A 12,385-nucleotide genomic window follows, 5' to 3' on the forward strand; every position below is an offset into this window, starting at 1 on the left:
AAACTTTTTACTTGCAATGCAGAACTATCGTGCTATAATAAAGTCAGATAAAGTTTGACTATATTTGACCAAACCTAATTCGGTTCAATATCAGTCCTATATCTATCTATTTAAATATTTCATTTTAAAAATCTCTCAAAAAGCGAGGTATATCTATGCTTTGTCAAAATTGTCAATTAAACGAATCAACCATCCATTTATACACTAATGTTAACGGAAAACAAAGACAAGTTGATCTTTGCCAAAACTGTTATCAAATCATGAAAACTGATCCTAAAAACAGCCTTTTGTCAAATCTAGGCCAAGAAAAAGCATCATCATCTATGAACCCATTTTTTGATGATTTCTTTGGTGATCTAAATAACTTCCGCGCCTTCAGTGGCGACCTACCAAATAGTCCGACAACACAATCAGGCGGCCAAGGGGGAAATAAGGGTCCTGGAAATCGTCGTCCAAATGGTCCCAGCTCTACCCAACAAAAACCTCAAGGTCTTCTAGAAGAATTCGGCATCAATATCACTGACATCGCTCGCCGAGGTGATATTGACCCTGTCATCGGTCGCGACGATGAAATCCTTCGTGTCATTGAAATTCTAAACCGCCGAACTAAGAATAATCCTGTCCTTATCGGCGAACCCGGTGTTGGTAAAACAGCTGTTGTAGAAGGTCTAGCTCAAAAAATTGTCGATGCTGATGTCCCACAAAAACTCCAAGGCAAGCAAGTCATCCGCTTGGATGTTGTCAGTCTTGTTCAAGGAACTGGTATCCGCGGTCAATTTGAAGAGCGCATGCAAAAACTCATGGAAGAAATCCGTAATCGCCAAGATGTGATTCTCTTTATCGATGAAATCCATGAAATTGTCGGTGCCGGTAATGCTGGAGACGGCAATATGGATGCTGGTAATATCTTAAAACCTGCTCTTGCACGTGGTGAACTCCAATTAGTTGGTGCAACGACTCTCAATGAGTACCGTATTATTGAAAAAGACGCCGCTTTGGAACGCCGTATGCAACCCGTTAAAGTCGATGAACCAAGTGTTGAAGAAACTATCACCATCTTAAAGGGAATTCAACCAAAATACGAAGACTATCACCATGTCAAATACAGCTCTGATGCGATTGAAGCAGCAGCCGTCCTTTCTAATCGTTATATCCAAGATCGCTTCCTTCCCGATAAAGCTATTGACCTTCTTGACGAAGCTGGATCTAAAATGAATCTAACCTTGAATTTTGTCGATCCGCAAGAAATAGACCAACGTCTAGTCGAAGCTGAGAATCTCAAAACTCAAGCAACACGTGATGAAGACTATGAACGTGCAGCTTACTTCCGCGATCAAATCGCTAAATATAAGGAAATGCAAGCTCAAAAAATCGATGAGCACGACATCCCTGTTATTACTGAACAAAATATCGAAGCCATCATCGAGCAAAAAACTAATATTCCTGTTGGTGATCTTAAAGAAAAAGAACAAAGTCAATTGGTTCATTTAGCTGATGATCTTAAATCACATGTCATCGGACAAGACGATGCTGTCGATAAAATTGCAAAAGCTATCCGCCGTAATCGTGTAGGTCTTGGCTCACCAAATCGTCCAATCGGTTCCTTCCTCTTTGTAGGGCCAACTGGTGTCGGTAAAACAGAGCTTTCTAAACAATTAGCTATCGAACTCTTCGGTTCAGCCGACAGCATGATTCGCTTCGACATGTCTGAATACATGGAAAAACACGCTGTTGCCAAACTTGTCGGTGCCCCTCCAGGATATGTTGGCTATGAGGAAGCTGGACAACTAACCGAAAAAGTCCGCCGCAACCCATACTCTCTCATTCTACTTGATGAAGTAGAAAAGGCCCATCCAGATGTCATGCACATGTTCCTTCAAGTTCTTGATGACGGTCGTTTGACCGATGGTCAAGGCCGTACCGTTAGCTTCAAAGATACCATCATCATCATGACCTCTAATGCCGGTACTGGTAAGGTCGAAGCTTCTGTAGGTTTCGGTGCTGCTCGTGAAGGTAGGACAAACTCCGTTCTTAACCAACTTAGCGATTTCTTCAGCCCAGAATTTATGAACCGTTTTGATGGTATTATCGAATTCAAAGCCCTCGAAAAAGAAAATCTTCTTACCATCGTTGACCTTATGCTTAAAGATGTTAACGACCGCCTCTCTGTCAACGGTCTTCACCTTGATGTGACCGATAAAGTTAAGGAAAAACTGGTTGACCTTGGCTACGATCCAAAAATGGGGGCTCGCCCACTACGTCGAACCATTCAAGACCATATCGAAGATGCCATCACAGATTTTTATCTTGAAAATCCTTCAGAGAAAAATCTCCGTGCAATCATGACTTCAAATGGAAACATCGTCATCAAATCAGACACAAAATCTGAAGCTGTTGTCGAAGAAAACTAGAAAAAGGTTGTGTCATCCATATTGGTGACACAACCTTTTGTATGCTCAACGATTCCAGTAAGCCTGAAAATCCTTAAAAATTGATGTTTTAAAATATAGAAAATAAACAACTGCCATTGAGAGAATAACTGCCAGTAAATCAAAGGGTAATTTCAACATGGCATATTGAACATTGGCGTAGACGAAAGCTCTCCCCAATCCATAACCAATAATATCAACCAAAGCCCCCAGAGACATAACCAACCAAAAACGTCCCTTGCCTGCTTTTTTTAACTTGGAGCCAACGACAACAGAAATGACCAACACTTGTAAGCTATGCGTTACAAGAGTAACAAACATAGGTGCCGGATAAAAGAAAAAATCTCCTAAAAATGATCCAATTCCTGCAACAATCATCGCTTCCAGAGGTGGAAACAAAAGACCTACTAAAAATATGACAATACCATTGAAATAAAAATGCCCTCCAGGTACAGGAATCGATAAGAAACTGGCACTCAAAATAATCGTTACCGCCATAAAAAGAGCTGAAATCGTTACTCGCCTTGCTGACATAGACAACCTCCTGAAGCTTTAAACCTTGTAATCATTTATACCAACATTTTCAAGAAATGTCAAAATTTTTCGGAAACTTTTCTAGTTTATTAGTCTAATTTTTAGTATAATAAGAAAAAAACTATCGAGGAAAACTATGACAAATCCTACATTCGGTCACAAAGAAGACAATGTTAACTATCAAAATCGTTACGGCGTTTACGCTGTTATTCCAAATGAAGAGCAAAATAAAATCATTCTAGTTCAAGCACCAAATGGATCTTGGTTCCTCCCTGGTGGCGAAATTGAGGGAGATGAGGATCATTTTCAAGCTCTCGAACGTGAGCTTATTGAAGAACTTGGTTTTAAAGCAAAACTTGGAGACTATTTTGGACAAGCCGATGAGTACTTCTACTCCAGCCATCGTGATACGCATTTTTACAATCCCGCTTATATCTACGAGGTGACTTCCTTCGAAGATTTGGGAAATCCTTTGGAAGATTTTAATAATCTGGCTTGGTTTCCTATTCAAGAAGCTATAGAAAAATTAAAACGTGGCAGTCATAAATGGGGGATTGAAATGTGGGAAAAAAAGCACAAGAAATGACGTTTTCAAGCTAATAAGTGTTATAATATAAACAGAAAAAGTTCTATTGGAGGATACACATGAGACTTATCAATGTTACAAGTAGCCACCCTAGGCTCGTTAAAAACCAACTCCGAAATACTGATGCAACTTTAGTTGAAGTCTATTCTGCAGGTAACACTGACGTTATCTTTTCACAGGCACCAAGACACTATGAAATCCTCATTTCAAATAAATACCGTGCCATCAAAGATTCTGAATTAGAAGCTATCCGAGAATTCTTCCTAAAACGTAAAATAGATAGAACTATTGTTTTGAAAGAAAACTTGAAGACATCACACACTGAAAATCTCATCAATATCTCTATTCCAACAACTGTTTAACAAGCCGCGAAGGCTTGTTTTTTTTACAAGAAAACGATTCAAATCATGCAAGATATGAGTTGAAAACTGCAATGCAACCATAATGATAGACTTTTGAATTAACGTTGAAACATCGTCACTTTCGACTTGCTGTACTCAAGTACCGTCCACGTTTTAGTTTCTTGTCTGAAAGTTAATTCATGTGACTATAATTTTATACTCAATGAAAATCAGATTAGACGATGTCGTTAGACCTGAAGGTCATCACATCAAATCAACAAGGGCTGAAGGTGATTTTAAAAGAGTATTAAGTCAGACCAATGCAAGTTTTAAATAACTTTCTGGCAGCATTTCCATCACTTCATTAAACGTCTTAGAGGCTTGATTCTTAAGCCTTTATAGTGCGAAACCAAAAAGATTTCCATGGTCCAAAAACATTCAGAATACGTGCAAGTAACAAAACGTTCCAACCTGTGGAACGTTTTTAATATACTCCGTTATGGAGCGCTTGCGAACAATCTGGTCCTCTCTAGGTGTTAGCTTTTCATCTCCCCACTACAGTTGACAATGAGCCTAAAAAACGAGAAGACAAAATCGTCTTCTCGTCTATTTCTTGACAAATTTCCACTACTACTCTTAATAATGAGCCTAAAATCTAATAACTCGTCTGCATTATCAGATATATAGTCTTTTGAATTAACTTTGAAACATCGTCACTTCCGACTTGCCGTACTCAAGTACTGTCCGCGTCTCAGCTCCTTGTCTGAAAGTTAATTCATTTGACTATGTAGGCTAATATCATAAAATTAAGCCTTGACTTCAAATCCTTCTGCGACCGCTTCAGGGAAGTTTTCTTCGATTACCTTTGCACTGGCATCACATACTTTAACACCATAAGAGCGCATGCGTGTTGTAGGATCGATGCGACGAGAACGCTCACAAACTTCACCTTCTGCACGCTCTACGCTGAAGGCTACTCCTTCAAATGCGACAGCATCTACTGGTTTGTCAGCTTCATCAGCAATCGTTAATTGTGACACAATCAATAAAAGTGCAATATCACTATCCAATGAAGCTAATAACGTTTTCACTTCTTCACTAGCGTAAACTGTCAGATGAGCTTCTAATGATTTACCGATAACTTTAGCATTACGTGCTTCTTCAAGTGCTTTTTGCGCATGGGTGCGGAATTCCATGAAAACATCCCATTTTTCTAAGATAGCTTCTTGCCCTTCAAAAGTTTGAGCTACAGGCATCTCTGATAGTTGAACAAACTCTTCTTCCTCATGTTCGAGGTAGGACCAGATTTCTTCAGCTGTGTGAGGCAGGATTGGCGTCAATAACTTAGTGATTTTGACAAGGACATCATAGAAAACAGTTTGCATACGACGGCGCTCTGGGCTATTCGCTGCTTCGATATATACTACATCTTTAGCAAAATCCAAGTAGAATGCAGATAAATCAACCGTCACAAAGTTAACAACTGCTTTATAGATAGCCATGAAATCATAATTTTCGTAGGCTTTGTTGATTGTTTCAACAAGCTTGTTAAACTTGATTGTCATGTATTTATCTACCGCACCTAAATCTTGATAAGCAACGGCATCAGTTGAAGGATTGTAATCATGCGTGTTGGCGAGCAAGAAACGAAGGGTGTTACGGATTTTACGGTAGGTCTCAGAAACCTGACCTAAAATTTCCATAGACACACGAACATCATTGTCAGTGTCCACAGATGCTACCCAAAGGCGAAGAATTTCAGCACCGTATTGCTTAGCCACATCATTTGGTGAGATGATGTTACCTTTTGATTTAGACATTTTCTCACCTTTACCATCAAGAACGAAACCTTGTGAAAGGATGCCTTTATATGGCGCATAGCCGTTAACAGCGACAGAGGTAATGAGTGATGAGTTAAACCATCCACGGTATTGGTCAGAGCCCTCAAGGTAGAGATCTGCTGGGTAAGAAAGGTTCTCACGGGCATTCATAACGCCATTCCATGATGATCCTGAATCAAACCAAACATCCATGATGTCAGTTTCCTTAGTAAATTCACCATTTGGAGAACCTGGATGTGTAAAGCCTTCGGGAAGAAGGTCTTTAGCATCACGTTGCCACCAAATAACAGAACCGTGTTCAGCAAACAAATCTGCGACATGATCAGTTACTTCTTTGGTCATGATTGCCGTGCCATCTTCAGCATAGAAGATTGGAAGAGGGACACCCCATGAACGTTGACGAGAGATAACCCAGTCGCCTCGGTCACGAATCATGTTGTAGAGACGAGTTTTACCCCATGATGGATGGAAGGTCGTTTTCTCAATTTCATCAAGAATTTCTTGACGGAATTTCGCAACTGAAGCAAACCATTGTGGCACTGCACGCCAGATGATTGGCTTTTTGGTACGCCAATCAAATGGGTATGAGTGAGTAATGAGTTCTTTAGCAAGAAGTAAATTATCCAATTTTTCAAGTACTGTTGGAACCACTTTGTCATAAAATTGCCCTTCAAAATCTGGTCCGGCAAGTTCATTCATAAGTCCACGTTCGTTTACTGTTACATAAACTTCAAGACCGTATTTCATCCCAACATTGTAGTCATCCTCACCAAATGATGGGGCTGTATGGACGATACCAGTACCAGAGTCGGTTGTAACATGGTCACCAAGGATAACAAGCTCGTCAACCTCTTTATCCCATGGATGTTCGGTAACGATGTATTCTAAGGCTGAACCTTTGTGGCGCTCAAGAACGTCAAATGATTCCCAACCAAATTTTGCAGCAAGTGTATCAACAAGAGCTTCCGCTACGACAAATTTACGGTCATCATTAGAAGTTTTAACAACCAAGTAATCTAAATCAGCACCGACTGTCAAGCCACGTGAAGCTGTGATGGTAAATGGCGTAGTTGTCCAAACCACGATATAGGTATCTGTGTCAAGAATACCCTTACCATCTTTTACTTTATTTCCATAATAGAGTGATGTTGATTCAATATCATGGTATTCAATTTCTGCTTCTGCAAGAGCTGACTCAGAAGACCATGACCAGTAGACAGGTTTGGCACCACGGTAGATATACCCTTTATCAGCCATTGCACCAAAAACTCGAATTTGATCTGCTTCAAACTTAGGATCAAGCGTGATATATGGATTTTCCCAATCAGCAGAAACACCTAGACGTTTAAAGTCATCACGTTGTTTATCAACTTGAGATAGGGCGTACTGGCGACACATTTCAAGGTATTCAGCCAAATCCATTTCTTTACGTTTGACGCCTTGTTTTGCTAAGACTTGTTCAATTGGAAGCCCATGTGTATCCCAACCGGGTACATAGGGGGCTGAAAAACCAGACATTGATTTAGAACGAACAATGATATCTTTTGAAATTTTGTTCAAAGCATGTCCGACATGGATATTACCATTGGCATAGGGAGGACCATCATGAAGATGGAAAGACGGTTTTCCTTCATTCAATTCTTGACGTTTTTGGTAAATGGCTGCTTCTTCCCAAGCTTTTTGCCATTGGGGTTCTTTATTTGGAAGACCGGCACGCATTGGAAATGCTGTTTTTCCGAGGTTCAATGTATCTTTTAACTTCATATAAAACTCCTTAAAAAATAAAAAAGCTCTCATCCAAAAAGGACGAAAGCTCGTGGTACCACCTTAATTCAGAAAATATCATTATGCCAATTTTTGAAGAGCAAGACGCACTAAAAATTGACGATATTTTCCCTCTTGAACCGATAAGGGAGTTCACCCCTCCTAACTTACTGATTTCAGTTAGAAAGATAGAAAATGATAATTTTTTAAGCAGTGATGACAGGACTCACACCAACTCCTACTCGCTTAGCATGTACTTAAAAAATCGCGTTTTTCTTAATCTTCGAAATTCAATTTAAAAGTTTGTGTCTCGTTTAAGCTTAGTTCTGACTCATCGATAACATGTATTGGATTATCGGAATGTGTCTCGGAATCAGAGATTACTGGTTCATTCTCAAAACTCAAAGATTCCTCTTCAGCTACATCAGACTCAAAAGTAAAGGCTTCAGAAGAACTGGTTTCAAATAAAAGTTCATCAGTTAACAATGGAGCTTGACCAGCAATTGTTTCTTCCAATTGACGATTACTTTCTTCAACACGACGCTGTAATTCTGCCATTTCTTCAGGCGAGAACTGACGAGTTGCATCGATAGCTGCTGTATCAGCTACTTGTGGCGCTTCGTGATCGGCATCAGTATCAAGTACTGACTCTACAACTTCTCTAAAGGCAACATCTGAATTTTGAATATATGAAGCAGTAGGTTGTAACAATTCATCCCATTCAGGCGAATTAACCAATGCTAGATGACTTTCAACAGATGATAATAGACGTTGATGGAACACACGAGTTTGACGTTTCAAATCTTCAGTCTCAATAGCAACTCGTTTAGCCTCATCAGCAGCATCGCGAAGCATGTCGTTCGCTTTTTGTTTTGTTTCTTCTAAAAGAAGCGTCGCTTGATTATTAGCATGTGTCAAAATATTTTCAGACTCTGTACGAGCAGAGGCTTTCACTTTATCAGCAGTTTCTTGTGCCAAGATGACTGACTGACTCAATGATTCTTTCATTTCATCAAAGTAGGCTAACTTTTCTTCAAGCATTTTAATTTTTGCTTCTTGCTCACGATTTTCACGGGTTAGTTTTTCATAGTCGTCAACAACGATGTCTAAGAATTCATTAACCTCTTCTTCGCTATATCCGCGGAATTTTAGTTTAAACGTTTTATCTTTAATATCAAGTGCTGTAATAGCCATTACAACCTCCCCTATTTTCTGTCTAATTTTTTGACGACCAATTTATGTTTTCCTTTTGATGTTACACCATTGTCTGAAATGACACGACATCTACCGTATCCTCGAACACTGAGTAAATCATTAACAAGTACTATTTCAGTCGTTTTCGTCGTTAGTTTATGGTTAACTTTTACTTTCTGAGACTCAATCAGCTTTTGACTAGTCTGCCTCGGTAGTTTGTGGACTGTAGCAATTACTTTATCTAATCTTAAACTCGAAACAAGATAAAGCTGCTCTCTCCCCTCCTCAAAATACTCAATCTTCTGACTAAAGTCAATCTCTTGAAGTTTAACAGGGACCTTAGCTATCTTGCTGACATTTGTTTCAAAATAAGTAACCATTGATTTCTCAAGAAATAGTTGCGCATCATCACCGTTTACTAAAATATCACCGAAAACAGAACGTTTAATACCTAATTGATTAATCAACGTTCCCATAATTTGGGAATGATTGAGGTGATTAAATTTTTTAGTGTATTGGATGTTAAGCAAACTTATTTCAAAATCATCGACATTTAGTTGATAATAATCTGGAGCAATAATGACCCTATGATACTCCTCGGTAAGAATATCACGACTTGAATAAAATGTCAAAGTTGTTTGAGAAACCAGCTCATTAACAATGACTTCTTCTCTCGGATTAAGAAAGTCTGTCAAATACATGCTATAGGTATTCTCAACAGAATAAATCATGTCTTGGACTTTGTCTATAAAGGCATGTTCACTGACATCATAATGTTGATATAGGTGTTTCGATTGCTTTTCCATTAGAATAATAGTAAGTATGAAAAGAGTCTAAGTAGTAACTGAAGTACAAAGAAAACTGCAACAATCGTAAAGTCGATTCCACCAAATTGAAGTCTTAAGCGTCGAAACGGAGCCAAGGTCGGCTCAACAATTGCAACAAGAATCTCCCCTAACTTAGTTTGATAAGCTCCTGGAAACCAAGAGAGTAAAGCATAAATTACTAAAAGTGTCGAATAAACTTGTACTAGTCTAGCTAGTATAATATATAGTAAAAACATAATTAACGTCGTTTCATATCGTAGTCAAAATTAACATCTTGACCTGCATTTGGAATGTTCATTTCTTCTACATCAACAATAACAAATTGTGGTGTCAATAAATACATTGAAGAGCCCACTTTTTGAAGATTGCCAGACAAGACACGGCTTGCTCCGTCAACAAAGTCTAGGCAGCGACGTGCCTGAGCTTCTAACATATATTGAAAGTCAATCAAGACACATTCATTCCCAGCTAACAAATCAACGATTTCTGTTGCATCCTCGTATTTACGTGGATATTTTAAAGCGATAGTTGGTTGGGATGCTGCTGTTCGTGATTGCATATGCTCTTGTGATGGATTACTCATTTGCTCTTTTCTATTATAATACTGTGTGGAAGAAACACTTTCGCGATGAGCTTTTTCTGATTGTCCAGAAGGTGCTTGTCTTTGACTTCGCGCTTGTGCTTGTCGGTGCATCGCAGCTGACTGCGATGTTCGTTCTTGTGATACAGAAGAGGTTTGTGCTGAAGAAACTCTTTTTTCTTCTTGCTGAGGTAGTGCTTGCTCAAATTCCTCAACATCACTAACTTCATCTGTAGCAAAGTATGAATATAGTTTTTCAAACAGATCTTTTAAAAATGCCATATCTCTCCCCTATTGAAAGAAAGCTGTACCAATTCGAACAAATGTTGCACCATGCTTGATGGCTACTAAATAGTCACCACTCATTCCCATGCTCAAGTCTGTCATCGGCATATTCTTTATATTTTTAGCTTTAATATCTTCTTTTAATCGGTAAGTTTCGTCAAACAAAGCTTCTAATTCAGCTTGACTTGCTTTTAGCGGAGCCATTGTCATCAATCCAACGAGATTAATATTAGGCAGTTCTGCTATTTCAAGTAGAGCTTCTTCTATCTCGTTTTTTAGGAAACCATGTTTACTCGGTTCTTCCGATAAGTTTACCTGTAAAAAGCAATTGATACTATGGTCTGCCCGTTTGTTAATCTCTTTAGCTAATTTTACCGAATCTAAGGCGTGAAAATAATCTACTAGATTTATCACATCCTTAACTTTTCGGCGTTGAAGACTACCAATCAAATGCCAGGTAACTGGCTGACCCGCTAAGGCATGGTATTTTTCTAAAAATTTGTCAACACGATTCTCGCCAATATGTCTGACACCGACTTCAACTAATTGATGAGCTACTTCTGCTTCAACGTATTTAGTAACTGCAATAACATTAACTCCCTGAGTGTTATTTTCAGCTTCAGCGGCTTCTTCTACACTTTTGAAAATCTTTGCCTTATTTTTTGCTAAATCCATCGTTTTTTTAACGGTTTTTGAAGAATGGAGGTGTATCAAGTTCGTCATCTGCTTCAGAAGCACCTGAGAAAGTTGACATATTTAGTTTTCCATCAAGTTCACCTTCTGTTGGGCGAGCAATATTATCGCGACGAAGATCCCAGTTACCAAACGCAGAATTTTGGTTAGGTTGATTAAAATCAGTTTGAGATGTTCGTGAAGAAGAAGGCATATCAACATTTTGCGCCATATCGAAGTTCATTTGGCGACGATCAAATGATGGCGCTGGCTCATCAGAACGTTGGTTGTCGTATTGAGATGATGATGGTGTTGAAGTCGGATTATTAAACGTACGTGGCGTTGAACGAATACCTGACACTTGTTCTGTACGATCTTGACGAACACCAGTCGCAACAACAGTTACACGGATTTCATCCTTAAGCGTGTCATCAATGGATGTACCAAGCCAAATATTAACACCGTTACCAGCTGCTTGACCGACAATTTCTGATGCTTCTTCAGCTTCAGTAAGAGTCATATCAAGACCACCTGTTACGTTGACAATAACATCTTCTGCACCATCAATTGTTGTTTCAAGTAATGGAGAGTAGATTGCTTTACGAGCAGCTTCAACGATACGTTCTTCACCTGAACCAATACCGATACCCATAAGAGCATTCCCTTTATTGGCCATAACTGTCTTAACATCGGCAAAGTCAAGGTTGATAAGACCTGGACTTGTAATCAAGTCCGTGATACCTTGCACACCTTGACGAAGAACGTTGTCAGCTTCACTAAGTGCTTCAAGAAGTGGTGTTTTCTTATCAACAATTTCAAGCAAGTTGTTGTTTGAAATGATAAGGAGTGTATCTACTTGCTCACGCAATTCTTGAATACCTTCAATCGCAAAGTTTCCACGTTTGTTGCCTTCAAAACCGAAAGGACGAGTTACTACCGCAACTGTAAGAGCACCTAAACTTTTAGCAATGCGTGCAATGACAGGTGCCGCACCAGTACCTGATCCACCACCCATTCCGGCAGTAATGAAGACCATGTCTGCTCCGTTAAGAGCTTCTGTTAGAACTTCTTCACTTTCCTCAGCGGCTTTGCGTCCAACTTCAGGCTGTCCTCCAGCACCGAGCCCACGAGTTAATTTGGGACCCAATTGGATAACAGTCTCAGCTTTTGACGAGCTTAGTGCTTGAATATCAGTATTAGCTGCAATAAATTCTACGCCAGCAAGTCCTTCATCAATCATACGGTTGATGGCATTGCCACCACCGCCACCGACTCCGATAACTTTGATGATGGCACCTTGCATAGACGCTGTATCAAATGAAAATGACATTT

At 39.3% G+C, this 12,385-nt stretch carries 11 protein-coding genes; 3 read left to right on the forward strand and 8 right to left on the reverse strand.

The window, feature by feature from the left end:
* Positions 1-155 precede the first annotated feature (155 nt).
* Complete coding sequence (locus A3IA_RS0110500; protein WP_018381283.1) at positions 156-2,411, forward strand: ATP-dependent Clp protease ATP-binding subunit; 2,256 nt, start codon at positions 156-158, stop codon at positions 2,409-2,411.
* A gap of 45 nt (positions 2,412-2,456) precedes the next feature.
* On the opposite strand, the gene A3IA_RS0110505 is transcribed toward A3IA_RS0110500, so the two are convergent.
* Positions 2,457-2,963, reverse strand: coding sequence for an ECF transporter S component (locus tag A3IA_RS0110505; protein ID WP_018381284.1), 507 nt, complete (start codon positions 2,961-2,963; stop codon positions 2,457-2,459).
* Positions 2,964-3,099: 136 nt separating this feature from the next.
* Between A3IA_RS0110505 and A3IA_RS0110510 the strand changes: the two genes are divergently transcribed.
* A complete protein-coding gene (locus A3IA_RS0110510; RefSeq protein ID WP_018381285.1) occupies positions 3,100-3,549 on the forward strand; it encodes an NUDIX hydrolase in 450 nt (149 codons plus the stop codon).
* Between the two features lie 59 nt (positions 3,550-3,608).
* Positions 3,609-3,911 carry a DUF1827 family protein gene (locus A3IA_RS0110515; protein WP_018381286.1) on the forward strand — a complete coding sequence of 101 codons (303 nt, stop codon included), beginning with the start codon at positions 3,609-3,611 and terminating at the stop codon, positions 3,909-3,911.
* A gap of 785 nt (positions 3,912-4,696) precedes the next feature.
* On the opposite strand, the gene ileS is transcribed toward A3IA_RS0110515, so the two are convergent.
* From ileS to ftsZ, 7 genes are all read right to left on the reverse strand, one after another.
* Positions 4,697-7,495, reverse strand: a complete 2,799-nt coding sequence (gene ileS / locus A3IA_RS0110520; protein ID WP_018381287.1) for an isoleucine--tRNA ligase — start codon at positions 7,493-7,495, stop codon at positions 4,697-4,699.
* 276 nt (positions 7,496-7,771) lie between these two features.
* A complete protein-coding gene (locus A3IA_RS0110525; RefSeq protein ID WP_018381288.1) occupies positions 7,772-8,689 on the reverse strand; it encodes a DivIVA domain-containing protein in 918 nt (305 codons plus the stop codon).
* An 11-nt stretch (positions 8,690-8,700) separates the two neighbouring features.
* Positions 8,701-9,495, reverse strand: a complete 795-nt coding sequence (locus A3IA_RS0110530; RefSeq protein WP_018381289.1) for a YlmH family RNA-binding protein — start codon at positions 9,493-9,495, stop codon at positions 8,701-8,703.
* Positions 9,495-9,752, reverse strand: a complete 258-nt coding sequence (locus A3IA_RS0110535; protein WP_018381290.1) for a YggT family protein — start codon at positions 9,750-9,752, stop codon at positions 9,495-9,497. The genes A3IA_RS0110530 and A3IA_RS0110535 overlap by 1 nt, the downstream gene beginning before the upstream one ends.
* Positions 9,753-9,754: 2 nt before the next feature.
* Positions 9,755-10,378: a cell division protein SepF gene (locus A3IA_RS0110540; RefSeq protein ID WP_018381291.1), complete on the reverse strand. Its 624-nt coding sequence runs from the start codon at positions 10,376-10,378 to the stop codon at positions 9,755-9,757.
* A gap of 9 nt (positions 10,379-10,387) precedes the next feature.
* Positions 10,388-11,056 carry a YggS family pyridoxal phosphate-dependent enzyme gene (locus A3IA_RS0110545; protein ID WP_026217681.1) on the reverse strand — a complete coding sequence of 223 codons (669 nt, stop codon included), beginning with the start codon at positions 11,054-11,056 and terminating at the stop codon, positions 10,388-10,390.
* 7 nt (positions 11,057-11,063) lie between these two features.
* Entirely contained in the window at positions 11,064-12,383 is a 1,320-nt protein-coding gene (gene ftsZ, locus A3IA_RS0110550; RefSeq protein WP_018381293.1) for a cell division protein FtsZ, read from the reverse strand.
* Positions 12,384-12,385 lie beyond the last annotated feature (2 nt).

This window comes from Streptococcus thoraltensis DSM 12221, from assembly GCF_000380145.1.
Taxonomy (GTDB): domain Bacteria; phylum Bacillota; class Bacilli; order Lactobacillales; family Streptococcaceae; genus Streptococcus; species Streptococcus thoraltensis.